We start from the raw sequence: 24,751 nt of genomic DNA on the forward strand, positions 1-24,751 counted from the left end.
CCGGGGTGGAAAGACCGGAAAGTGTGGCCTTCGGATCGACGTTCGGATCCTGCAGCTCGTCATAGCCCTTGATGGTGGAGAAGCGGCTCGAGGTCTTCTGCGCGTTCTTCACATTGGCGGCGAAACTCCAGGTGTCGGCGAAGGAGTGGGAGGTCACAGCCTCACCGTTGGTGAACTTCCAACCCTTCTTCAGTTTGATCGTGTACTTGGTGGCGTCCTCGTTCGGTGTGATGCTTTCGGCCACTTCAAGATGCTGCTTGCCCTTCGCGTCGAAGCTCACCAGACCTTCGAACAGGTAGCGGATGACCTTGCCGCCGCCCATTTCGTTGGTGTCGCTCGGAATCAGACCGTTCTGTGGCTCGCTGTTGTTCACGGAAATCAGCGAGGTGTCGCTGGAATTGCTGGTGGTGGCGTTGTTATCGGATGACGAGCCGCACGCGGCGACCGACATCAGCATGGTTCCCGCCGCGGCCATGGCGACCAGGCGGTGGAGCATGTTTCTCTTCATTGTTTTCTCCTCTGATGTTGACATTCCGTCGCTTATGACGGCGGAAAGACAATAGACGTGATTATAGGAGTTTTGTTAACCGAGCTCACTGCTCTGTCTCAATGTGAGATGGAACGTTTCCATACAAAAGGGCTAAGAGGGTAATGCAGGGAGGGAAGAGGGGCGGGATGCCGCTGAGAACATCAGTCGAAGCGGACGCCCTCGGGCTTGCTGGGCAGCGAGTACAGGAATGCTTGGATGATCAGCGAGATGCCGGCCATGCCGAGGCTGACATAGAACAGCGTGAGCAGCATTCCCGGGAAGCTGTTCGGGTCATGAAAGTCGAGTTTCGGTGGCTCGTGGGGGATGACCATGATCATGCCGATTTCGATGATGACCAGGCCGAACGCAATGACGACCAGCATCGCAAGGGCCAGAATGGTGCCGACGTGCCCAAGCAGAAACCACCAGCCGGTGCGGTTGGCATCATGCAGCCTTCTGAAGGAGATGGCCATGATCGGTACCATGGTGGCCAGCATCCACAGTATTCCGGACACCGTTCCGGCAGCCGGAATAAGGAATATCAGCACGCTGACCGGAATGAAGAACAGCATGGCGAGCCAGAACTCGCGTCTGCTGGAACGCCCCCGAAACTCCATGTAGCCGATGAAAAAACGTTTGACGGCATCAATGAAACCGCAGTGGTAGTCGGGCGTCCATGTGCCGTTGCCGCTGTAGGGGAATCGCATATTCGTAAAGCCTTCTTCTCAATGAAACGCATACGCTGGATTCGCGTCGCGCGTCCACCGACGGTGGTGTGCGGCCATCGTAACATGCTGCTATTCGCCCATAGCGCAACCGTTGCAATCGCAATGATTCGGCGGCTTTTCCCGCAATATGGCGTGTGTGGCCGACCATAGCGTCGGTCACACACGAAAGACGGAAAACTTTAAAGCAAACCGTCCGCCTGCAACGCGTCATGCATGCGGTTGAGGCAATCCTCCAGCAGCGGATACGGCATCGCCATGTTCACACGCGCGCAGCCGGCTCCCGCACGGCCGCACGAACGGCCGTCGGTCAGCGCCACCTTCGCCTTCTCAAGGAAATACGCGGCCGGATCGTCAATGCCGAGCGGGCCGAAATCCAGCCATGCGATATACGTGCCGCGTGGGCGAATATAGCCAACGCCCGAGAACCGCGTGCTCATCTGCTCATCGAACAACCCAAGATTGCGTCGCACGTAGGAAAGCGCGTCCTGGAACCACGGATCGCCCTCGTTGTAGGCGGTGGTGGTGGCGATCGCACCGATCGTGGCGGTCTGATGCTCGCTCCACTCCGCACGTTCCGCCCACATCTCACGGTCCGCCGGATTCGTCAGCAGCACCTGCGCGCACTTCGTACCCGGAATGTTGAACGACTTCGACGCGCTGGTGGCGGTCATAGACTGCCGCGCGGCCGCCTCGCTGATGGTCGGATACGGAATATGACGCCCCTCGAACACGAACGGCGCGTGAATCTCATCATTGAAAATACGCACGTCGTACCGTTCCGCCAGCTCGCACAGCCGCTGCTCCTCGGCCAACGTAAGCACCTTGCCGATCGGATTGTGCGGATTGCACAGCACGAACGCATGGCAGCCAGCCGCGAACGCGCGTTCGATGGCGTCGAAATCGAACAGCCATTCGCGCTCGCCGGTCGTTTCGTCGGTTCCCTGAAGCATTTCGATTTCGATCACGTCGACGTCGTACAGCTTCGGCACGCTCAGGAACGGCATGTACGCGGGCGTCGGCACGACCACGGCATTGCCGGCGCCGACCAGCTCGCGCAGGAAGATCTCGTACGCTTCCAACACGTCCGGCACCACGCGGATGATGTCCGGATCCACGTCCCAGCCGTAGTGGCTTTTCTGCCAGCCGGCGCACGCCTCGGCCACGCGGCGCTTCCACGGTTCGGGAATGTAACCGAGTTTGCAATGGTCGCAGGCGCTGTCGATGGCCTGCTGGATGCACGGCGCCAGGCCGTAGTCCATTTCCGCGATGAACGCGCCGATACAGCCGGGGTAGCGGGTCCACTTGTCGGAACCGACTTCGGCCAGATCTGCGGCGGTGGTGCGATCGATGGCATCGGCATCAAAGCCGGAAAAAATACGATTCTGCTTTTCCATGCGTTCCAGCATAGCCGCCGCCCGGTTACGCGTGTTGCGATGCCGTAACGCACATATGACGGCTGCCATGTAATCGTCGTATGTGCGATTGCTGTCATGCGATCACTGTCATATGGTTGCCGTTAGGGCCGTTGGAAACGCATGACAGCGCTGCGGAAGAACGGATTTCAGCTTTCCAGGAACGCTGGAATCGCGGCCGCCGCCGCATATCCGGCGCGGTACATGCGTTCCAGACCTTCGAACGATTTGCTCAGCGTGTTCAAGCCGTACATGCTTTCCGGCGCGAGGATGAGCACATGGCCATCCTTCTCGTATTCCTTGGCCAACGCCACCTCGTCGTTGTACGTCTGATAGCGGTTCATCAGCTTTTCCGCGGCCTCCGGGTGCGTGCGCTTCAGGATCGTGGCCGGGCCGATGTCCTTCTTCTGTTCGCGTACGGTGTCTTTCGGACGGGTGAGAATCACCACGATGCGGTCATAGCCGTCATCGATGGCCTTCTGCACCGGAATCGGATCAGCGATGCCCCCGTCGTAATACGGGACGCCGTCGATCACATACGGTTCGCACGCCACCGGCACCGCCGATGACGCCTTCATGATGTCGTAATTGTCGTAGCCGACGTCCGACTTGTCGAAATACTTCGTGGAACCATCGTCCGCATTGCAGGCCACCACGGTGAATTCGGTCGGATTCGCCGCAAACGCCTCGTAATCCACCGGATTCTCGCCATCGTGGTTGCTCAGCGTGCTGTACACATAATCGAGGTTCGCGTAATTGTGGTTCTTCACATAGCTGTCGAAGCTCGCGTATTCCTTACGGAACGCGTACTGCGTGTAGAACGTGTGGTTTCGCCCGTGCTGTCCGGAAATGTAGGAAACCATATTGGCGCTGCCGGCGGAAACACCATAGCAATGGTCGACATGTATGCCGTCCTCCAGCATGCGGTCCATCACGCCCGCGCCGTAAATCGCGCGGAAACCGCCACCGACGTCGATCATCGCTGTTCTGTTGGCCATACGCACCTGTCCTTTCGCGTCGTCCCTTTTTCGGGTTTCCCCTGACTTTACGCGCCTTGTCGGGACATTCGCGTTCAGCGATTAAGTAGTGACTGTGCCAACTGCGCGATTCGTACAGAAGTGTCGGAATTGGCTAGTTTAATATCACCTTCCGTGTCTTCCGGAGCGAGCTTGCCAAGCGATTCGAGTACCACGCCAAGGTGACGTACGGTACCCTCGTTGCCGTCGATAATCTCCGCTGTATCAGGCAACAGTTCGCGGAAATAGTCGCGATAAAATACGAAATGCGTGCAGCCGAGCACAACCGCGTCAATCGTGGATAGGTCGTACTGGTCGAAATACTGGTGCAGCGTACGCATCACCACGTCGTGATCGTCGAGCTGGCCGTGCTCCACGATCTCCACCAAGCCGGGGCAAGGCTCCGGGAAAATCGTATGGTCGGCTTTGAAACGATCCATCAGCACCGCGAACTTGCGTTCCCGCAACGTCAGGGGAGTGGCGGCGACGATGACACGCTGACGATTGCCATGACCGCGGTCGCATGCCACCTTCAGCGCAGGTTCCATGCCGATAATCGGAATGTCGTATCTGTCGCGCAATTCGTTGGCCGCGGCAGAAGTGGCGGTATTACAGGCGATGACGACCGCCTTCACACCCTGCTCCACGAAGCGTTTCACAATGGCGTCGGATAGCTCACGCACCTGTTCGGGCGATTTCGTGCCGTACGGCGCGTTCGCGGAATCGCCAAAATACAGCACGCGCTCGTTCGGCATATCGCGGCGGATCTCACGTGCCACGGAGATTCCTCCCAAGCCGGAATCGAAAACGCCGATCGGTGCCGTTGAAGCCATACGTCCTCCCTTGCTCCGCCTGTTCCGTGCGCGGAAATGCCATGCGCGCATCGAGCCAAACACTTCAATAGCCTACCGCGTGTAGAGTGAATCGGTATGAGCATTCCGAGCATTGTTTACAAAGCGCACGCCACGGGCAACGATTTCGTGGTGTATCTCGACGAAGACGGTACGCACGAGCCGACCGCCGATGAAGTGCGATTCCTGTGCGACCGCCATTTCGGCATCGGCGGCGACGGTCTGATCCGTCTGGCGCATCCGCAGGCGGTGTCCGATGTGAACGAAAGGCAGATCGCCGATTGCGCGGCGGGCGATGCGGACTGGTTCATGGACTACCGCAACGCGGACGGCTCGCTGGCCGAGATGTGCGGCAACGGCACACGTGCGATCACCTTGTTCGCGCAGCGGCAGGGCATCGCCGACCAGCCGGGCGGCAAGCCATTCCATCTCGGCACCCGCGCCGGCGTGAAGATCCTGACTTCGCTCGGCGATGTGCCGGGCCTTGGCAAGGACGTGTTCCAAGTGGAGATGGGCGCATGGAAGCGTGGCGACGTCGACGGTTACGAAGTGACCATTCCGGGCACGTCCGGTTCCGCACGTGGCACGTTCGTGGACATGGGCAATCCGCACGTCGTGGCCGTACTTGAAGACGCGTTCGCCAGCCTGCCGAACGTCGAAGACCTTGATCTGGTCACCAAGCCGGTCGTCGCGCCCGAGATTCCGTCGGACCAGAACGTGGAGTTCGTGCGCATCGACGAGCAAAGCGAAGGCGACGATGCGGGCGAGGCCACCATGCGCGTCAACGAACGCGGTTGCGGCGAAACCCTGTCGTGCGGCACGGGCCTATGCGCCACCGCCATCACGTTGCGTGCCAAAACCGGCATCGACCATTGGACCATCACCGTACGTGGCGGCACCTTGCGCGTCGACGTGACCGACGAAGACGTGAAGCTTACCGGCAGCGCCACCATCGTAGGCAAAATCGAACTGCTGTAACCGCTGCGGCAGCAAACGAAAAGCGGATAGGCAAAAGGCCGGCCCCGCAGGGTCGGCCTTCATCGTAAAAGGCTCGATGCAAACCGTATCAGGCGAACAGCATCGGGCCGTCCTTGACGAGAATGACCACGATCAGCGCCACAATCCACACCACATCGACCATCAGATCGAAATTCAGCCGGTAATACTTGCGCAATCCAGCATGGCCGGACGGCATGTCCTGCACGGCCACCGTGGCATGCGACAACGCCATGAACTGCACGGTGGTGGAGAACATCAGCACCAGGCACCACGGGCACATCGCGTTGATGACGAACAGCGACTGCGTGGTCAGCCAATACGAATACGCCAACGCGGCAAGGCCTCCAAGCCATGTGCACAGCGCGAACCAACGCGGCACGGCCACCTTGGCCAGTCCGATCACCGCGATCGTCACGAACACCGATTCGGCGGCAATGCCGAAGAACGCGTTCGGAAAGCTCAATCCGGCGAACTTCACGATCTCCGCCTGCCAGGATTCGGCCACCGTGGAACAGGACAGCACGGCGTTCACATCGCAGTTGAGCTTCTGCCCGGGATTGCGTGCCATTTTCAGCGTGTCCGCCGACAGAATGAACGATACGAGCAATGCCACCGCCGAAGCGAGCAGCATGATCAGATACGTCCACGTTGCGCCGTGACGCCACCCGCGCGGCTTCGTGTAGTCGTCGTCCATGGCGACGGCTGTGCCGACGCTCGTTTCGTCATCGGCTGCGTCCACAGCGGCCTGGCCTTCAAAATCGCTCATCGTCAATCCTTGGAAAATCAAAATACAAACGTTGTCATGTCTCAGTCTACGCGAAAAACCGCGGATTCGAGCTTACGATAGTCATATGAGTCACGTGAGTTACGCGGAACCACCCGCACAAGGTTGGGATATTCATTGCCATACCGTCTTTTCCGACGGTACGGAGACGCCGCGCACGCTGGTGGAGCAGGCAAGGAAGCTTGGCTTGCATGGTGTGGCGATTGCCGACCATGACACCACCGCCGGCTGGGGCGAGGCGACGGAAGCCTCGGAGGAAATCGGTTTGCCGTTGCTGCTGGGCACGGAAATCACCGCCGTCGACGAAGATGTGTCCGTGCACATGCTCGCCTTCCAATACGATCCGTCCAACGAGCATATTTCCAGCATGTTCGCCAACACGCGTGCGGCGCGATTGCGGCGTACGAAACGCATGGTTGAGCGGCTGTCGCAGGATTTTCCGATTACGTGGGACGATGTGCTCGCCCAAGTGAAGGAAGGGGAGCGCACCACAATCGGCCGTCCGCACATCGCCGACGCGCTGGTCGCGGCGGGCGTATACGAGACGCGTTCCGACGCGTTCGCCGACGCGGTGAGCGCCAAATCCAAGTATTACATTCCCACGCCGTCGCCGTCGACGCACGAGGTCATCGCCGCCGTCAAGGGGGCGGGCGGTGTGGTGGTCGCCGCGCATGCGGGCGATCCGCAACGCAACCGCCGGCTGCTGTCCGACGAGCAGCTTGACGCGATGATCGCCGACGGCTTGGACGGCTTGGAAATATGGCATCGCGGCAATCCTCCGGAACAGCGCGAACGATTGCTGACGATTGCCGCACGGCACGATCTGCTGGTGACCGGCGGCTCGGACTGGCATGGCAAAGGCAAGCCGAACGGTCTGGGCGAGAACCTTACCGACGACGACACCGTACGCGAAATCCTGCATCGGGGTGTGGATTTGATCGGTCGCGTCGGCAGCTCACATGCCGCATGAAATCCGGATATGGAATTTCCAAGCGTGAACCGGATACATGAATCGAATATGAAAAAGGCGCCGAACCTGATATGGTCCGACGTCTTCTTCATATGGAACGTGTCCAACGCGTTTGTTGGTGACGATCAGAGATTGCCGAAGCCGACGGCGTGCTTGGTTTCGGAACCGATGATGGCATAGCCGAGAGAACCGGCCGGCACCACGATGCGACGGCCCTTGTCGTCGGTCAGGTTGATGGTCTTGCCATTCTCCACGGCCTCGGCGATGACGTTGTTCACCTCGTCGGCGCTCTGCTCGGTGCTGAAGGTGACGGTGCGCGCCACGTTCTGAATGCCCAGTTCGATATCCATGATGCTCCTTGTAAGGGTGTTCGTGTGCAAATTCGTTTGCAATGTATGCGCTTATTCTACGCGCGGTTTCTCATCGGTGGCGTCCTCGGCCTGCAGCCGGTCGACCTCCGCTTTGGCCTTCTGCATAGTGGCCTCATCGCGTTCGAGCAGCGGAATGAGCATGGTCGCCGCTTCGCTATGGGCTTGAGGAATTTCCTCCTCGTTCGTGTCGTCGCTGCCATCGGCGGTCTGCAACGTGCTGATCACAATGGTCGAACTGGACGGCAACGACTCGTGACGCTCCCTCGCGGACTGCTCCGGAACGAACGTGCTGACGGGGGATTCCTCACGTTCGCTCGTATCGTCCGAATCGGCACTGCCGGAAACCATGCCGGCGGAGGCGATATGTTCGGCGGCAGTCACATCGAACGCTTCCGTGGCGTCATCGACGATCTGCTTCGTCTTACGGACGGGCTGGGAGCCGGTGACATCGAAATCGCCGGTCCTGTCATCATCCATATCGGTCGCGTCGATATGACGTTCGCCGGTCGCGTCGGCATCGTTATTCTGCTGCGCCGCCGCCTGCCTGCGACGTTCCGATTCGTCCAGCAACGTGCCCACGGTGATGGTGCTCGGCGGACGGTTGCCGGCCTTCTGCTCGTCCTGACGCGTCTCGCTCGGCCTGTGGTTCTTCGCGGTGAGCATACCCAACTGGTGAGCCAAACGTTCCACCTGCGCCTTGAACTGCATGATCTTGACGCTATCGGCCTGATTCAACGCGCTGATGAAATCGCCCACCTGTTCCATCTGCAGCCACAGGTTGGCGCGCAGCATGATCAGATCATCCAGACGATTGCCCAGCATACGTCCATACGCGCTGAGCAACGCATTACGGTGGTTCTCGTCAAGCTTGGAGAAAATCCACGCCAAATCACGTGCCGGATCATTGACCTGCATATCCTGCCAGTTCGTGATGGCGGTGATCGACGAGCCCGAGAACAGCACATCGCCGTCGGACAGGCCACCATGCACCGGACAAGTGGCGAACGACCACAGGCCGTCCGTTTCAAGAACGTCGGACCAGCTCGTCGTGATTTCCTGCGGCACATGGCCAGCCTGACGCAAACGCTTGATCCATGCGGTCAGCTGCGCGCGAATCTGCCCCGTGGAGAACACCGGATAGCCGGCCTCCTGCAGAAAATCCGGACGAAGACGGTGTATCGCGCCCAACGCGGTGCCCACGCTGGCACAGTCGTCCAACGTCAGCAGCGTCAGCGGACGCGCCTGACCATCATGATGCGTGGCGATCATCACGGAAACGTCTCCTGTGACGGACCTCTCCTGTTCGCCGTTGGAGAACGCCAGAACGCGATCGACGTCGAACCCCAATCCGCCCAACTCGCGGTTGCCCATCAACGTCTGCGCGGCACGCACGCGACCAACGAGACGCTTGCGTCCCTTCGGTGTGTTCGAAGCGAACGTGTCATACAACTTGCCCGCGGCGTCCTGCACCACGGCATGATCAATGCCATACCCCTTGTCGGTGGCGTTGACCTGCTCGCTGTCACGCGTGCCAGCGATGGTGGCGTTCGGCATCGCCGCGCTCGCCAAGGCGGCCATCATAAATCTGCTTCGTTCGGTCACAATTCCAACCTTAATACACACTGAAGGCTAATAAGGGCGCGACTTGCCACGAATTCACGGTTAATCGCGCCGATGGCGTCCGTCTCGTCACGCAATCTGCCACAATGGAGCATATGGATGCAACAGCGGAAGCGATTCTCGACGGACTGGACGATGCGCAGCGCATGGCGGCGACCGCCGTGCGCGGACCCGTCCGTATCATCGCCGGCGCAGGTGCCGGCAAAACGCGGACCGTCACCCGAAGAATCGCCTACGCATGCGCCACCAAGGCATGGGATCCGCGCGCCACGCTCGCCGTGACCTTCTCCGTCAAAGCGGCCGCGGAAATGCGCAACAGACTATCCCAACTCGACGTCGCATCCGACGTCAAAGCCGCCACCTTCCACTCCGCGGCACTACACCAACTCCGTCGGATCTGGCCAGACGTATGCGAAGGGCCCATGCCGTTCATCTCACGCAATCCGCGCGAAATCGTGGAACATTCCCTACGCCGAGTCACCACCCAGCAGGTGGACGACGACACCGTGCGCAACCTGCAAGCCGAAATCAACTGGTGCAAAATCTCACTCATCGCGCCGGAAGACTATGAACGCGTCTGCGCGGCCATCCACCACCAGCCGCCGGCAGGACTGGAACCAAGCCAATTCGTGGACATCTACAGAGCATACGAAACCGAAAAAACCAATCGCAACGAAATCGACTTCGACGACATCCTGCTCATCACCTGCCACCTCATCGAAAGCGACGAAGACGTGGCGGCCAACATCCGCTCCGGCATCACATGGCTCACCGTCGACGAATACCAAGACGTCTCGCCCCTGCAGCATCGGCTGCTCACCCGATGGCTCGGTGACAACCGCAACATCTGCGTGGTCGGCGACCCGGCACAGACCATCTACTCGTTCGCCGGAGCCAGCAGCTACAACCTGCTCAACTTCGCCTCCGAATTCGGACCCCTCACCGCCGACGTCAGACTCAACAACGACTACCGTTCCACCCCGCAGATCGTCAACTACGCCAACCGCGTGCTCGAAGTCTCACCGCAACGCGCCGACTATCTCAAACTCAACTCCAAGCGAGACCAAGGCCGCCGAGTCGCGCAAACCGTCTACAACAGCGATCTCGAAGAAGCCCGGGGCGTGGCTGCACGCATCCGCAGACTCGTGGACGAGGGAGCATCTCCGGGCGACTGCGCCATCCTCACCCGAGTCAACGCGCAGCAGAAAATCCTCTGCCGGGCACTGGGCGAACAACACCTGCGCTACCGCGTCAAACGAGACAGCGGATGGCAGAACTCCGCGCTCGCGGATGACGCTCAGACCCGCTTGGCCATGTTGGAAGCACTTGGCGCAGGCGGCGACGTTAAAGGCGTGACCATCTCCACCATCCATGCCTCCAAGGGCCTGGAATTCAAACACGTGTTCCTGATCGGGTGCTCCGAAGGGCTGATTCCATACGGTTCACCGCCCGAAGGCGACCTTCTGGAAGAGGAACGGCGATTGATGTACGTGGCGGTCACGCGTGCCGAAGACACGCTCGACGTATCCTATGCACGCGCCCGCGAGGACGATGGGTCCGATCGCGGGCGCAGGAAATCACGCTTCTTCCGGTGACTGCGGGTCGCCGGAAGCGTTCGTATCGCCGGCGTCATCTGTACCGTCGGCGTCGTTCGTGCCATCGGCGTCATCGCCCTTGTGCTCTTCCTCGTCGAGCAGCTTGGACAGTTCGGCATCCCAATCGATGCTGTCCGGAATATCCTGTTGCGCCGTGGTCTGTTCCGTACCGGTAGTGGCGGATGCGGCGCCGTTCTCTTCGTTGGAGCTATCCTCGGACTGTTCGTCCGGCAGTTGCGGCAGCAGATCCGGATGCGACCATTTCGCGTCGCGCGCCTCGGGGCCTTCCTGCGCGCCGATGCTTTCCCACAGCGCGGCCGCCTCACGCATGCGCTTGGGGCGCAATTGCATGCCCATCAGGCTTTCGAACGTGCGTTCCGCAGGGCCTCCGATGGCGCGTTCGCGGCGCAACATCTCACGAAGCTGTTCGATATGCGGAATATGCGCCATGCCCGCACGCCACACGACGGCATCCACCCAGCCCTCCACCAAGGCAAGCAGATTCTCCAACGCCTTCATGGCCTGCTTCTGCTCCGGAGTGTCCGGGAACGCCACCTTGGTGATGTTCACCGCGCTGGCCATGGAATCCGGATCGATGGACTCCGCCTCACGGATCTGCTCCTCCATGGCATCCATGTCGATGGTGATGCCACGCGCGTATTTGCCCAGCAGCGCCTCGAAGCGGGGCATCAGCCACGGCACGGAGGCGAACAGCCTGGCATGCGCAAGCTCCTGCAGCGCAAGATAGCCTATCACTTCGTTCACGTCGATATCCAGCGACTTCGCGTATTCGGTCACGTTCTGCACGATCAGTCCGCCGGCGGGATTCTTCAGCAGCGCGATGCCCTGATCGAAGCTGCCGCGCACCTCATGGGACAGGTCGCCGGCGGCACGCCCCAACTGCATGGCGAACGACGTGTTGCCGACGAATCGCATCAGCTTCGCCGGATTCTTCATCTCGTCCGGAATCGGAATTTCGATGGGGCCTGCGAAAACCCCGGAAATCTCGGTCTGTATTTCGCCGTCGCCGAAACGCTGCGACAGAATCGAAGCCAGAGCGTCGTTCATCGATTCGGCCACGGGGGAGGCGAACTGCGCCCACGCGTCGATTGTGTCCTCCACCCAGCCGGCGCGGGTGAGCAGCTGCGTCTCGCCTTGCGCCGGGTTGAACTCGCAAGCGGTATCAAGCCACAGGTTCGCCTCGCTGATGGCACGTCTTGCGATTTCGCCGGTTTCGGCGTTCACGCTGCTGTCCGATCCGGCACCATTCGCCTGCTGCAACGCGAGCGATTTCGCCAGTTTGATGTTGATCGGCCCCTGTTCCACGGCCTGCTGCATATCTCCCATGGTGTTGAGTCCGCCGGCGGTGAACGCCTGCATCATGGACTTGACCTCTTCGGGCTTGGGCAGCGTGCTCGGATCCTGACTCATCAGCTGGTCGCGTACGGCTTCCGGCATGTTGGAAAGCTGGTTCCATGCCATCTCGCCCTGAATCGGTCCGAAGCAATCGATAAGCCACTGGCGGATCGCATTCTCATCCATACCGTTTCCTGCCTTTGTTCCACGCGATTGTTAAGTTCGTTGCCTTCCATAGTATGGGAGGCATGGCCGATATGCAGGAAACACAGCGAGTTCACGCCAAAAGCACACGTAACGGGTCGTCTCAAGGCCTTCTGCCACGTATCAGACGACGTTGGCGTCAGGTCGGACGGTGGTTCGATGTTCGCCCTTGGCGATATCTCGCCGGACCGATCGTGGCTGTGCTCTGCGTGCTGGTGCTTATTGCGCCCAGCGCGTACGTGGTGCAGGAGCCGGGACCGACCCAGGACGTGCTCGGAAAAGTCGAAGGCAAGCAGGTCATCGACGTGTCCGGCGTGAAGACGCATAAGGACTCCGGCAAACTACTGCTCGTCACCGTCAACGCCTCAGGCGTTCCCGGATATCCTGTGACCAACGCGCAGGCGTTGCTGGCATGGGCCAATCCGAAGGCCACGGTGATTCCGCAGGAGGCCGTGTTCCCCGTCGGACAAAGCGCCAAGGACTATGCGAAGGAAAGCAACAAGGAGATGTCCTCATCGCAGAACGCCGCGGCCACGGCCGCGAAGCGGTTCCTCAAGGCGCACGGTTATGACGTGTCCGGTATGAAGGTGTCCATGCACGTCGACGACATCGGCGGCCCGTCCGCGGGCATGATGTACACGCTCGGTCTGATCGACAAGGTGACCGGAGAGCAGCTTTCCGGCGGGAAGACCATCGCGGGTACCGGCACGATGAACGCCAAAGGCAAGGTTGGCGCGATCGGCGGCATCCGGTTGAAGATGATCGGCGCGAAGCGTGACGGGGCCACGTGGTTCCTTGCCCCGGAATCCAACTGCTCCGACGTGGTTGGGCACGTGCCACAGGGCCTCCACGTGGTGAAGGTGGGCACGTTGGACGAGGCGTACGACGCGCTGGTCGCCATCCGCGATGGTAAAGGCGGTTCACTGCCGCAATGCACCGTCAAGCAATGAGCGTGCGGCGGAAGGAGATAGGCGTGATACAGGCGGAAATCGCCGTTTCATCTCGAAAAGTGGGCGATTCCGGCGTTCGTAACGTATATGTTCGAGCAGTGTTGGTATATTGACGAACGTGAATCAAACGGCATCTGATAACGCTGAAGAATTCGGTTTCCACGCCGGCGACCTGGTACAGGAATGGCTGTGGGACGATGATGTGGATGACTCGATCCGCGCCAAGATCGAGGAACTGACCGGTGAGGAGCTGGTCGACGAGGATTATGACTCCGCAGTCGACGGTGTGATCATCTGGTGGCGTGATGGCGATGACGAGGACGAACTGGCCGACACCATTGTCGATGCTTATGCGGTTCTCGGCGATGACGGCCCGCTGTGGGTGCTCACCCCGAAGCCGGGACGTCCGGGTGCCGCAAGCTCCAGCACCGTGCAGTCCGCGGCCAAGACCGCCGGCATGAACGCCGCCACTCCGCTGACCGTCAGCTCCGATTGGAACGGTATTCACCTGCGCGCGTTCGGCAAGGGCAAGTAAACCAAGACTTTTCGCGATTTTTCTCGCGTATACGAAAATCCCCCGGGCCCATTGGGCTTGGGGGATTTCGCTATTACGTGGACTTTCCGGCAAAACACAAACAAAACGTGGGCGGAATGTGGGCAAAACACGGGTGCGCGCGTTGATATTACGCGGGATGATATGCGATTCCTTGATTTTTCACGGCGTTGCGAAAAGTGGGCGATGAGGGATTCGAACCCCCGACATCCACCGTGTAAAGGTGGCGCTCTAACCAACTGAGCTAATCGCCCGCAACGAACTACTGTACCGTATCCGCGCGATGAGCCGCACTCGTGTGTCGGCATGGCGGATATGATGCCGCTTGATCGGTACGAAACCGCCGTGTGAGCGATGAGCCGCACGTGTCGATTCACTGAATTTTCATCTTTTGCGGCGTCTGCGTCGAATCAATCACGTAAAGTAGTGACGTTAATACGTGTAGCAGGAGGTCGAACGCCAATGGCACAGGAACCTGAAACCGAGAAGAACGCATCGGGAATCGCTCATGCCGCGAAGCGAAAGTGGGGCTACGATGCGGAACAGGTGGATGCTTTCCTTGAACGTGCGCACATGCTGTATGAAGGTGAGGGCGCGCAACTCACCCAGCATGATATTCAGAACGTCTCCTTCGAACTGGTCAAGGGCGGCTATGTGATCGCCCAAGTGGATGCCGCGCTTGCCCGTCTGGAACGTGCCGTGGTCGACAAGCAGACCACGTGGGAAATCTCCCAGCATGGCCGTGTGGCATGGAAGGCGCAGACCGAGGACCTGTTCAAGAAGCTCGACGCGCATGCCGAACGCGAGCACGGCCAACGGTTCAAGCCGGGCGAGGGCAAGAATCCGAGCTACGACCGCAAGCAGGTCGACAGCGTGATCGACAAGTGCCTGACGAAAGCCGCCGGCGAGCTGGGTGTTGAGGAAGTCAGTGAAGCGGACGCCAAGGCGATCGCCGACACGAATTCCCAGACCTTGAGCAACGTGATCTTCACTCAGCGCAAAGGCAAGAGGGGATACGACGAACGTCAGGTGGATTACTATCTGGCCGCCTGCGCGCAGTTGCTGACCCGACTCGAATCGTATGCGCGCGTCGCGGATTTCGTCGGTGAACCCTCCGAAGAGGCGATGGCCGCGGCCGCACCGTCCGTTGCCCCGGCTTCCGGCGATTCCGCAGCTGGCGAAACCCAGATGATCGCACCGCTGTTCGCAGCTCCTTCCGCCACGGTTCCGGCTGCTCCGGTTCTTCCTACTGTGCCAACCGTCACGCCGAGCGAAGAGGATTCCTTCGACGCGCTGAACAAGGCCGAGCATGAGATCTTCACGTCCGCGGTCACCTCCCCGGTGAGCGTGCCTGCCACGCCGATGAACACTCCGCCTGCGGTTCCGGTGGTTCCGCCGGTGTTCCAGCCGCAGACCGATTCCGCTTCTTCCGCGCCGAGCGCCGTTGAAGAGACCCAGGCGTTCGATCCGCTTGCCGATGATGCGATGGAAGATGCCGCGCCAAAGGCTCCGGCTCCGACCGCGACCGATTCGCAGGCTCCAGCCGCTCCGGCATTCTCGCCGGCTCCGGTTGAACCCGAGCCGCAGCAGGATCCGTCTTTGGCCGCGTTGGCGCATCTGGCCCACACCATCAATGAGACGAACCAGACGGAAAACACGTTCACGCCGCAGGTTCCGAGCCTGTCCGCGTCCGACTTGCCTCAGGTCACCACCGGTTCGACGAGCCTGAGCTCCCTCGCAGCCTCGGTGCCGCCATCCTTCACGCCTGAACCGGCCGCTCCGGCCACTCCGGTTCCGGTTGTTGAACAGGCTCCGGCCGAGCCGGCCGCTCCGGCTGAACCTGCCGTAGAACCGGCAGTTGTCCCGGCAACTGAACCGTCCGCCGAACCCGACGCGGACAAGCAGCAGGAGGACAAAAAGCCGGAACCAAGCCCGGCTTTCAGGTCGATTTTCCCGGCGTCGGGCAACGACGACAATCTCGATATTCCGGATCTGTCGTTCCCGTCCTTCGAGTGAACCAACGGTAATAAACAGGCTGGCGGAATCGTCAGCCTGTTCTCGCGTTTACACAATCCCAACTACACAGCCTCGACTACACAGTCCCAACTTACATAGTCCAAACTTACATAGTCCAAACCAATGCCGGAACATCGGCATATCATACGGAGAGCAGCGCATAACCCATGCAACCATCAACCGTAGTAATTCTGGGCTCCACCGGATCCATCGGCACCCAAGGCCTTGACGTCATCTCACGTCATCTCGACCGCTTCACCGTGACGGGTCTCGCCGCGGGCGGAGCACATGTCGAACTGCTTGCGCAGCAGGCGGCGAAATTCCATGTGCCAACCGTCGCGATCTTCTACAAGGAAGCCGTCCCCGCGCTACGTGAGGCGTTGGAACAGGTCGGCGCAGGCAACGTCAACATCACAGCCGGCCCTGACGCGGTGATCGCCATGGCAGGCTCCGGCGCCGACGTGGTGCTTAACGGCATCACCGGCTCCATCGGCCTCGAACCGTCCATCGCGGCACTGCAGGCAGGCTCCCAGCTGGCATTGGCCAACAAGGAATCCGTGGTGGCCGGCGGACACCTGCTGTTTAGCGCGCAGGTACGCGACAAGCAGATCAATCCGGTCGATTCCGAACATTCCGCCATCTGGCAGTCGTTGCGTTCCGGCACGCACGGCGAAGTGTCCAAGCTCGTCGTCACCGCGTCCGGCGGTCCGTTCCGCGGCTGGAAGCGCGACCAAATGACCGACATCACGCCGGAACAGGCCTTGAACCACCCCACATGGAACATGGGGCCGGTCGTGACCATCAACTCGTCCACGCTGATGAACAAAGGTCTTGAAGTCATCGAAGCAAGCCGACTGTTCGATGTGCCACCGAGCCGCATCGACGTGACCGTGCATCCGCAATCCATCGTGCATTCCATGGTGGAATTCCGCGACGGCGCCACCATCGCGCAGGCTTCGCCGCCGGACATGCGCCTGCCGATCGCCCTCGGCCTGTCCGCGCCGGAACGTCTCGGAAACGTCGCCGCCGCATGCGATTGGACGAAGGCGGCCACGTGGACGTTCGAGCCGCTCGACAACGAGGCGTTCCCCGCGGTGAACCTGGCCCGGCACTGCCTCGAATCGTCCGAAAAGCATACGGCCGTGCTCAACGCGGCCAACGAGCAGGCCGTCCACGCGTTCCTCGAACACCGTCTGCCATACCTCGGCATCGTCGACACCGTGCGCGAAGTGCTTGACGAGATGGACGCCGAACTGCGCGGCAACCCGCTGTTCGCTTCCGTGGAGGAAATGAGCCGACTCGAGCAGGAGGCTCGCGCCCGCGCCGACAAGCTGATAAACAAGTAAAGAGCACAAGCCGTAAGAACCATCGCGGGGCGCATAACGCGCCTCGCACATGCAAGGATCACGTATGCCAGAAATCGAAAAACCGTTCCGCAAAACCGGTGACGCGGCCATCAGCGAAAGCCCGCTGCATCCGCGCCGCAAGTCCCGCCGCATCATGGTCGGCCCGGTGCCGGTCGGCGGGGGAGCGCCGATTTCAGTGCAATCCATGACCAATACGCTGACGGCTGACGTGCCGGCCACCCTGCAGCAGATCGCGGAACTGACCGCGGCCGGCTGCGATATCGTGCGTGTGGCCGTGCCAAGCCAGGATGATGCCGACGCATTGCCGGAAATCGTCAAAAAATCGCCGATTCCGGTGATTGCGGACATCCACTTCCAAAGCAAGTACGTGTTCCAGGCCATCGACGCCGGCTGCGCGGCCGTGCGCGTGAACCCCGGCAACATTCGCAAATTCGACGAGGTCGGCCCTTCGATCTGCAAGGCCGCCACGGATGCGGGCATTTCCCTGCGCATCGGCGTGAACGCCGGTTCGCTCGATAAGGAGCTGTACGCCAAATACGGCGGCCCGACACCGGAGGCGCTGGTGGCGTCCGCGATGAAGGAAGCGCGCATGTTCGAAGACGTCGGCTTCCACGATTTCAAGATTTCCGTCAAGCACCATGATGTGGTCACCATGGTGCAGACGTACCGTCTGTTGGCTTCCAAGGGCGATTGGCCGCTGCATTTGGGCGTCACCGAAGCCGGCCCGACCTGGCAGGGCACAATCAAAAGCTGCCTGGCATTCGGCGCGCTGCTGGCCGAAGGCATCGGCGATACGATCCGCGTTTCACTGTCCGCGCCTCCCGTGGAGGAAGTGAAGGTGGGCTGCAAGCTGCTGGAATACATGGGATTGCGCCCGCGTAAGTTCGACATCATCTCCTGCCCGTCCTGCGGCCGTTCCCAGGTGGACGTGATTCAGCTGGCCAACGCGGTGACCGAAGGGTTGAAGGACGTGACCGCGCCGATTCGCGTGGCCGTCATGGGCTGCATCGTCAACGGTCCGGGCGAGGCTCGCGAAGCCGATTTGGGCGTGGCCTCCGGCAACGGCAAGGGGCAGATTTTCATCAAGGGCAAGGTCATCCAGACCGTGCCGGAAGACCAGATCGTGGAAACCCTGCTCGCCAAGGCGCAGGAGATCGCCGCGCAGATGGAGGCCGACGGCCAGTTGCCTGCCACCGCCACCGGTCCGGTGGTCGTGCCGGTGACGCAAAACGGCAACTGCTGAAAGCCATGTTCCAGCGTGCCGTCGGTAGCATGCAATCGCAGGCTTCTCAGCAAAGGCCGGTAGAATGAGCGGCGTGTCAGAGCAGGAACGTCAATCATCAGCCGCCAGCCAGTCATTACGGCAAGAATCGGCTTCATCGCCCGCGCGTCCGCAACCGCAACATCAACCGTGGACGCGCGGGCGGCGACTCATGGTCAACCTGCCTATTTTCATCATGCTGCTGGGCATTCTGGTGTCCGTGGCCAATTTGACGGCATCCACATGGAACTACGAGCCGACCGAGCAGACCATCGAAACGCTTGACGCCAACACCGCCGTGACCTTCGCCAATCCATCCGGCGAAAAACTGGCGAAAAAAGGCGATTACGAGGTGGCGAAACGGTACGTCACCATCAAAGCGAAACGGCCTTCCACCGGTGAGATACAGAACATCAAAGTGCTGATCCGCAAACCGAAAGGGGCTGGGAACGGACGTCCCGGTGTGGTTTTCATGCACGGCGCCGGCTATGGCACCTGCGACAATTCCTTCGGCGACATGGCCTCCGACCTGTCTTCGGCGGGATTCGTGACGGCGGTGCTTGACAAGCCGGTCTGGTCCACCAACGACGCCAATCGCGACTACCCGGGTTCCGCCGCCATCTACGACCAGGTCATCAACCTCCTGCGGAAAATGGATACGGTGGACGCCTCCAAAGTGGGCATCTACGCCACTTCCGAAAGCACATGGATCTCATCGTATCTGCTGCAGCGCGATCCGGACGTCGCTTTTCAGGTGCTGCTCAGTCCGATGGTCTACGAGCCGCGGTATTCGCTGGGCTTCCTCGCCGCACAGGACTTCGCGCTCGTCGGCGCGCATGACGGCTACCAGTCGATCGTCCGCCGCGTATTCAATATCGACGCGTCCCTGTTCGGACTCACCAACCTCGACATCGACACGTTGACGCCGAAAGCGTATGCCATTCCGACATTGGTGGCATATGGCACGAAAGACGTCATGACCGCGCAGGTGGAAGGCACGGAGAAAATCGTCGATCTGGCTCACCAGGCCGGCAACTGGGACGTCACCATACGCACGTACCCTATCGCCAACCATGTGCTGAGGCTCGGCGACGAAGCCAATTCCGGAACCCCGTTCGCCGACGCGTACGTGGACGATGTGGTCGACTGGGCCGTCGGCACCACGCACGGACTCAAACAGACCAGCGAACGCGTGGCCGGCACCAGAATGTACCAGTCAATCGCAGTGCCATTGGACCTCAAAGCCAATCGCGGCCTGACCATCTACCTGGTCGCGTTGCATGCCAGCATGCTGGTGCTGCTGCTTGCCGCAGGCGTGCTGTGGCTCGCCGTGCTGATGCGTAAGATCTGGGCGCGTGCCCACGGACGACGGTATCGGCTGGGGCTTGCGCAAGGGTTCAAAAACTCGCTGGTCACGTTGACTATCGCCACTATGGCCACGTTCGTGCTGTTCTGCGCCGGCCTTGGCGATGTGATCATGGGTGTGGTCAAACTGGCATGGGGCAGTGCCCCAGTGGAGAATCCGGGCGTGATGTATTGGAGCTGGCCGGTGATCCAGATCGTGTGCGTCGCCGTGGTGTGGGCATGGTCCCGCGTGTTTATGCGGCTGATCGAAGAGGCAACCCATCGAGGCATCGCGCAGTGGCCGCCACGTAAGGGTGCTATCGGCGAAATCGTCAGCGGACGGCAGCCGGTGCTGGCTTCCACGCGGTTCGGACGCGTGATGTTCTGGCTGACCGTGGCCGCCATGTTCTGCGTATTGCTGGTGTTCGCGTTCTGGGGGCTGTTCATCTACTGACGGGGCGAATGTATCTCGGAACGCGCACGTGCGGCGAGCGTATGCATAACAGGATGCGATGAACGGCAAGAAAAGGAGGTGCGATGCCGCTGTATCAAGACGAAGGCGTGGTGCTGCGCACCGCCAAACTCGGCGAAGCCGACCGCATACTCACCTTGCTCACACGTGACCATGGCAAAGTACGCGCCGTCGCGAAAGGCGTGCGCCGTACCAAATCGCGTTTCGGAGGCCGACTCGAACCGTTCATGCGCGTGGCGCTGCTCATTGCGGAAGGTCGTTCACTCGACGTCGTGTCCCAAGCCGAATCGATCGCCGCGTATGCAGGGCCGATTTGCGCCGATTTTCAAGCGTATACGGCGGCGAACGTGATCTGCGAAACCGCCGACAATCTGGTCGCCACGGAAAAGGAGCCTGCGGTCGCACAATACCGGCTTGTATTGGGCGCGTTGAACGCGCTTGCCAAACATGCGCACGAGCCATCCACGATTGGCGATTCGTACGTGCTGCGCGCACTGGCGATCGCTGGTTGGACACCCCGTCTGCGCGTCTGCGTGGTGTGCGGCGAGCCGATTTCGTCCACGTTGTCCTGGTATTTTTCGATTCCCGCCGGCGGCCTGATGTGCGCCGCCGACCATACCCCCGAATCGGAAGCGGTGTCGTGGGATGCGATTTGCCGGCTTTCGGCGCTTGTCGATGGCGATTGGGGGGAGCTGGACGGTGTTCCGGCGGCCGCGTCGATTCAACGGGAAACCCACCAAATAGTGGAAGAATGGGGCGAATACTATCTGGAGCGGCCGATTCGTTCCATGCGCTTGCTAGATTAGCGGGTATGGCTTTTGAGAACGTGGATTACAAATCCCTTGACATTCCGGCGGCACCATTTTCCGATCCGTCGATCATTCCCGATTTTCCCAAGAACAAGGTTCCGCGACATGTGGGCGTGATCATGGACGGCAACGGCCGTTGGGCACAGCAGCGCGGACTCATCCGCACCGACGGCCATCAGGCGGCCGAACCGGTGGTGTTCGATACCATCGCAGGTGCCATCGAAGCGGGCGTACGGTACCTGTCCCTATACACGTTCTCTACGGAGAATTGGAAGCGTTCACCGCAGGAGGTGCGTTTCCTTATGGGCTTCTCGCGTGACATCATCCACCGTCGCGTCGATCAGATGAACGAGTGGGGCGTGCGCGTGCGCTGGTCGGGCCGCCGGCCGAAGCTGTGGAAGTCCGTGATCGACGAGCTGGAAGTGGCACAGGAGAAGACGAAGAACAACAAGACCATCGATGTGGTGTTCTGCCTGAACTATGGTGGTCGCGCCGAAATCGCGGACGCGTGCGCAGCGATTGCACGCGAGGTTCGTGACGGCAAGATCTCTGGCGATCGCGTGACGGAGAAGATGATTGCTGAGCACCTGTACAACCCGGATATTCCCGACTGCGATCTGGTGATCCGCACGTCCGGCGAGCAGCGTACCTCCAACTTCCTGCCGTGGGAAGCCGCCTACGCGGAACTTGATTTCGTGCCGGAACTGTTCCCGGATTGCGGCCGTGAGGTGCTGTGGCGTTCTATCGACCACTACATCCACCGCGATCGTCGTTTCGGTGGCGTGAAGCGATAAGGAACAGCCCGGTGGGCTGTTCCAGCTTCACGCCCGAGCGGCTATGCCGCGAGGGTAATGTTGAGCCGGCCGTAGGCCGTCAATAATTGCAGGACGTGAAGAAATAAGAAAAAGACCCCCGCGGGGGTCTTTTTCTATTCTGCTCCTAAAACGGCTTTTAATCGCCTGCCAGTTGCGCGATTCGCCACGTGAAATCAGTTATGAAACGATCATGATCCACGGTGAGCGCCACGTGCACGCGTGGCGCCGACGGGTCAATCAGTCCGGCCGGATCGCCGATGGTGCGGCCGCGCGTGCCATGAAAATCGCCTGTCTCCGTTTCGACCTTCATCGGCAGATCGAAACATTCCACCAAACTCGGATCCGCCGCTACGGCTGCGGCGAGCGGATCGTGCAATGGCATGCCCGTTGAGAAAAGGCGTGCGTCCGCCTGAATATTTGCGGCAATCGAAAAGTCGACGATATCGGCAAGAAACGTCCGCGCATCGGTACGCGGATCATGCGATTGCGATGCTGCCTGGCGCCACCGCATAGTCGCGTCGGAACCCAGCAGGCACTGGTGCGTCACGTCCAAGCCGACCATGGTCACGTCCGCGCCGGAATGGAATACACGGTCGGCAGCCTCCGGATCCTGGATGATATTCGTTTCGGCGGTCGTGTCCCAGCAATTGCCTTCCTGCGTGAGCGTTCCGCCCATCATCACCAATCGCAGTTTGCTTGCGATTTCCGGCGCCGCAGTAAGTGCCGCATCGACGTCAGTCAGTGGGCCGGTCGCCACTACCGTGACGTCGCTGCCGTATTTACGGACCATATCGACGATGAATCGCACACCTTCCGGTAACGCAGGGGAGTGGGCAGCGCCATCGCAGGTCGTGAACGAAAGTGAGAACGAATCGGCGGCAGGATTCGCGTGCGGGTCGTGTACGTCGTATCCGCCGACGGAAATCAGCCCGTGCCTCACTCGAGTGTCCGATTCTCCTGAATCGGACACATAAGTAGTGCTGAGGGTACCGGGAATGTCCGATTCACCCGAATCGGACGCATAGACGGTGTTCGTGGTGCTCTGAATGTCCGATTCTGCAGAATCGGACACATAGGGTGCCGAATCGGACTTCCAGATGTCCGTTTCACCAGAATCGGACACGCAAGCAACGGCAGGAGAGCCAACAGCCGGACCGAATCCGCCCAGCCCATCCGTACCATGGAACTGCGCGCAACCTGCGTCGGGAATGAACGAGGCCGCCCAGGAGGGACGTGTCGAACCACGTAATACCGGAACGTTCCGGAACCCCAACCGTTCCAGTACGTAAGCCGTGTTGTATACGGCAGTGTCGGCTGCAACGTTGCCGTAGGTGCCGATGACGCCCAGTATCTCGATGTTGTTGAACGAGGCGAGATATGCCAGTGCAAGCGCGTCGTCAATGCCGGTATCGACATCGAGAATTAGCTTGCGATTGCCGTTCGTGGTTTTCATAGGCACAGCCATAGTCACAACCTCCAACTGCGATTTTCCAGCACAAAAATGTACGGTACCATATGTGCCAACAGCGTCAGCACCTCAATAACCAATAGTGCCAAACATGCGCTTCGACCCGTGATTTCGGGCGCGTTTCACATGTTTGGCACTATGAAAGCTGAAGATGGAGCAGGCGACTGCTTACTTCAAGAACTCGTCGGTCGAGATGTCCTTGGCCACAGGCGCGGTGTGAATCACCTTATCGTGCGAGTCGGTGTAGGCGTTCTCTTCGGCGAGGAAGTCAAAGTACTTCTGCGCGCCGGCTGTGTCGTTGGTGCCGAACGTGAACGAGCCGTCCTTGATCTTGGCCGGATCGCCCCAATACTGGTCGTCCACGATAGTCTTCATACTCTTCTTGACGAAGTCGAGCTTCAGATTCGCGTCCGGAGCCTCCTTGACGAGAATCGCAGCGGCGTCATCAGGGTGCGAGTAGGCGTATTCGTAGCCCTTCTTGGTGGCCTGTACGAACTTCTTCACAAGTCCTGGGTTGGAGGAGATGGTCTTGTCGCTGGTGATCACGCCGATGGTGTCCGCATTGCCAGGCACGCCGTAATCCGGCTCGGTGAAGCAGTTGAGCTTTGGACCGTACATGTCGGCCTGTACGCCTTCCCATGTGGCGTAAAATCCGCCGAAATCGGCCTTCTTGCTGGACAGCGTCTGGAACGTGGACGTGCCGACGGTCACCTTGTCGAACGTGCCCTTGCCGCCGTCGGTCTGGATCATGCGGCGGATCACTGCGTCGGATTCGTTGGAGCCGAACGTGGCGAAGGTCTTGCCGTCGAAATCCTTCGGGGACTTGATGTCCTTGTTCGACGCGAGCGAACACCAGATGGCGCTCGGCTTCTGCTGCACCTGCATGACCTGTTTGATTTTCGCGCCCTTAAGCGTGTAAATGCCCACGTTGGTGAGGTTGGACAGCGCGAAATCCGCCATGCCGTTGTTCACGGCCTGCTCCGCGCCGGCCTGCGCCACCGCCACGATGTCCACGTCAAGACCGGCCTGCTTGAAATAGCCTTTGTTCTTCGCCACATACACGCCGATATGGTTGGTGTCGGGCGCCCACGAAAGCATGAACGTCACCTTGGTGAGGTCGTTGCCGTCCGTCGCGGTTTTCGTGGAGTCGTTGCTTTGCCCGCATGCGGCCACGCCGACGAGCATGGCGATCGAGCCGAGGATTGCGATTGCTTTGCTGAAGATGGTCTTCTTCATACCTTGCGATTTCCCTTGAATCTTG

22 protein-coding genes and 1 tRNA gene are annotated in these 24,751 nt (G+C 60.3%); 11 read left to right on the forward strand and 12 right to left on the reverse strand.

Features of this window, described 5'->3' with window-relative positions; genetic code table 11:
- From Q5H33_RS04690 to murI, 5 genes are all read right to left on the reverse strand, one after another.
- The coding region (locus Q5H33_RS04690) for an ABC transporter substrate-binding protein (protein ID WP_368043741.1) at window positions 1-532 on the reverse strand (532 nt) is incomplete at its 3' end.
- Between the two features lie 158 nt (window positions 533-690).
- Window positions 691-1,236 (reverse strand): DUF805 domain-containing protein, encoded by a 546-nt coding sequence (locus tag Q5H33_RS04695; RefSeq protein WP_011743501.1) that lies wholly within the window; start codon window positions 1,234-1,236, stop codon window positions 691-693.
- A 200-nt stretch (window positions 1,237-1,436) separates the two neighbouring features.
- The gene (locus Q5H33_RS04700) at window positions 1,437-2,663 is read right to left on the reverse strand and encodes a MalY/PatB family protein (protein ID WP_070122507.1); all 1,227 of its coding nucleotides are present in this window, start codon (window positions 2,661-2,663) and stop codon (window positions 1,437-1,439) included.
- 155 nt (window positions 2,664-2,818) lie between these two features.
- A complete protein-coding gene (locus tag Q5H33_RS04705) occupies window positions 2,819-3,667 on the reverse strand; it encodes a patatin family protein (protein ID WP_117320147.1) in 849 nt (282 codons plus the stop codon).
- A 74-nt stretch (window positions 3,668-3,741) separates the two neighbouring features.
- Window positions 3,742-4,518: a glutamate racemase gene (gene murI / locus Q5H33_RS04710; protein ID WP_039775526.1), complete on the reverse strand. Its 777-nt coding sequence runs from the start codon at window positions 4,516-4,518 to the stop codon at window positions 3,742-3,744.
- A 96-nt stretch (window positions 4,519-4,614) separates the two neighbouring features.
- On the opposite strand from murI, the gene dapF reads away from it, so the two are divergent.
- Window positions 4,615-5,514, forward strand: coding sequence for a diaminopimelate epimerase (dapF, locus tag Q5H33_RS04715; RefSeq protein ID WP_003810944.1), 900 nt, complete (start codon window positions 4,615-4,617; stop codon window positions 5,512-5,514).
- A gap of 88 nt (window positions 5,515-5,602) precedes the next feature.
- Here dapF and Q5H33_RS04720 read toward each other — a convergent pair whose 3' ends face one another.
- Window positions 5,603-6,229, reverse strand: a complete 627-nt coding sequence (locus tag Q5H33_RS04720; protein ID WP_035011206.1) for a vitamin K epoxide reductase family protein — start codon at window positions 6,227-6,229, stop codon at window positions 5,603-5,605.
- Between the two features lie 157 nt (window positions 6,230-6,386).
- Here Q5H33_RS04720 and Q5H33_RS04725 point away from each other — a divergent pair, with 157 nt between their 5' ends.
- Window positions 6,387-7,289, forward strand: a complete 903-nt coding sequence (locus Q5H33_RS04725; RefSeq protein WP_085382640.1) for a PHP domain-containing protein — start codon at window positions 6,387-6,389, stop codon at window positions 7,287-7,289.
- A 125-nt stretch (window positions 7,290-7,414) separates the two neighbouring features.
- On the opposite strand, the gene Q5H33_RS04730 is transcribed toward Q5H33_RS04725, so the two are convergent.
- Together Q5H33_RS04730 and Q5H33_RS04735 are read right to left on the reverse strand one after the other, a co-directional pair.
- A complete protein-coding gene (locus Q5H33_RS04730; RefSeq protein WP_003810939.1) occupies window positions 7,415-7,639 on the reverse strand; it encodes a DUF3107 domain-containing protein in 225 nt (74 codons plus the stop codon).
- Between the two features lie 51 nt (window positions 7,640-7,690).
- Window positions 7,691-9,241: a phosphotransferase gene (locus Q5H33_RS04735; RefSeq protein ID WP_302423305.1), complete on the reverse strand. Its 1,551-nt coding sequence runs from the start codon at window positions 9,239-9,241 to the stop codon at window positions 7,691-7,693.
- A gap of 125 nt (window positions 9,242-9,366) precedes the next feature.
- Here Q5H33_RS04735 and Q5H33_RS04740 point away from each other — a divergent pair, with 125 nt between their 5' ends.
- The gene (locus Q5H33_RS04740; protein WP_039775520.1) at window positions 9,367-10,875 is read left to right on the forward strand and encodes an ATP-dependent helicase; all 1,509 of its coding nucleotides are present in this window, start codon (window positions 9,367-9,369) and stop codon (window positions 10,873-10,875) included.
- Here the strand turns inward: Q5H33_RS04740 and Q5H33_RS04745 are convergent.
- Window positions 10,858-12,417, reverse strand: coding sequence for a zinc-dependent metalloprotease (locus Q5H33_RS04745; protein WP_038444814.1), 1,560 nt, complete (start codon window positions 12,415-12,417; stop codon window positions 10,858-10,860). The two genes, Q5H33_RS04740 and Q5H33_RS04745, sit on opposite strands and share 18 nt — an antisense overlap.
- 62 nt (window positions 12,418-12,479) lie before the next feature.
- Here Q5H33_RS04745 and Q5H33_RS04750 point away from each other — a divergent pair, with 62 nt between their 5' ends.
- Together Q5H33_RS04750 and Q5H33_RS04755 are read left to right on the forward strand one after the other, a co-directional pair.
- A complete protein-coding gene (locus Q5H33_RS04750; protein WP_033499924.1) occupies window positions 12,480-13,385 on the forward strand; it encodes a PDZ domain-containing protein in 906 nt (301 codons plus the stop codon).
- A 109-nt stretch (window positions 13,386-13,494) separates the two neighbouring features.
- A complete protein-coding gene (locus Q5H33_RS04755; protein ID WP_003810925.1) occupies window positions 13,495-13,920 on the forward strand; it encodes a DUF3052 domain-containing protein in 426 nt (141 codons plus the stop codon).
- A 198-nt stretch (window positions 13,921-14,118) separates the two neighbouring features.
- Here Q5H33_RS04755 and Q5H33_RS04760 read toward each other — a convergent pair.
- Window positions 14,119-14,192, reverse strand: a tRNA-Val gene (locus Q5H33_RS04760).
- Window positions 14,193-14,400: 208 nt separating this feature from the next.
- On the opposite strand from Q5H33_RS04760, the gene Q5H33_RS04765 reads away from it, so the two are divergent.
- From Q5H33_RS04765 to Q5H33_RS04790, 6 genes are all read left to right on the forward strand, one after another.
- Entirely contained in the window at window positions 14,401-15,954 is a 1,554-nt protein-coding gene (locus Q5H33_RS04765) for a DivIVA domain-containing protein (protein ID WP_021913258.1), read from the forward strand.
- Window positions 15,955-16,121: 167 nt separating this feature from the next.
- A complete protein-coding gene (gene dxr, locus Q5H33_RS04770; RefSeq protein ID WP_003810922.1) occupies window positions 16,122-17,300 on the forward strand; it encodes a 1-deoxy-D-xylulose-5-phosphate reductoisomerase in 1,179 nt (392 codons plus the stop codon).
- 64 nt (window positions 17,301-17,364) lie between these two features.
- Window positions 17,365-18,564: a flavodoxin-dependent (E)-4-hydroxy-3-methylbut-2-enyl-diphosphate synthase gene (gene ispG / locus Q5H33_RS04775; RefSeq protein ID WP_003810920.1), complete on the forward strand. Its 1,200-nt coding sequence runs from the start codon at window positions 17,365-17,367 to the stop codon at window positions 18,562-18,564.
- Window positions 18,565-18,754: 190 nt separating this feature from the next.
- Entirely contained in the window at window positions 18,755-20,380 is a 1,626-nt protein-coding gene (locus Q5H33_RS04780; RefSeq protein WP_003810918.1) for a S9 family peptidase, read from the forward strand.
- 83 nt (window positions 20,381-20,463) lie between these two features.
- On the forward strand, window positions 20,464-21,204 hold the full coding sequence (recO, locus tag Q5H33_RS04785; protein WP_080863114.1) for a DNA repair protein RecO: 741 nt from the start codon (window positions 20,464-20,466) through the stop codon (window positions 21,202-21,204).
- Window positions 21,205-21,209: 5 nt separating this feature from the next.
- Complete coding sequence (locus Q5H33_RS04790; RefSeq protein ID WP_021913260.1) at window positions 21,210-22,001, forward strand: isoprenyl transferase; 792 nt, start codon at window positions 21,210-21,212, stop codon at window positions 21,999-22,001.
- A gap of 157 nt (window positions 22,002-22,158) precedes the next feature.
- Here the strand turns inward: Q5H33_RS04790 and Q5H33_RS04795 are convergent, their stop codons facing one another.
- Window positions 22,159-23,487: a nucleoside hydrolase gene (locus tag Q5H33_RS04795; RefSeq protein WP_302423311.1), complete on the reverse strand. Its 1,329-nt coding sequence runs from the start codon at window positions 23,485-23,487 to the stop codon at window positions 22,159-22,161.
- A gap of 171 nt (window positions 23,488-23,658) precedes the next feature.
- Complete coding sequence (locus Q5H33_RS04800) at window positions 23,659-24,726, reverse strand: ABC transporter substrate-binding protein (RefSeq protein ID WP_021913262.1); 1,068 nt, start codon at window positions 24,724-24,726, stop codon at window positions 23,659-23,661.
- Between the last annotated feature and the right edge of the window lie 25 nt (window positions 24,727-24,751).

Origin of the sequence: uncultured Bifidobacterium sp. (genome assembly GCF_959020145.1) — a bacterium.
Taxonomy (GTDB): domain Bacteria; phylum Actinomycetota; class Actinomycetes; order Actinomycetales; family Bifidobacteriaceae; genus Bifidobacterium.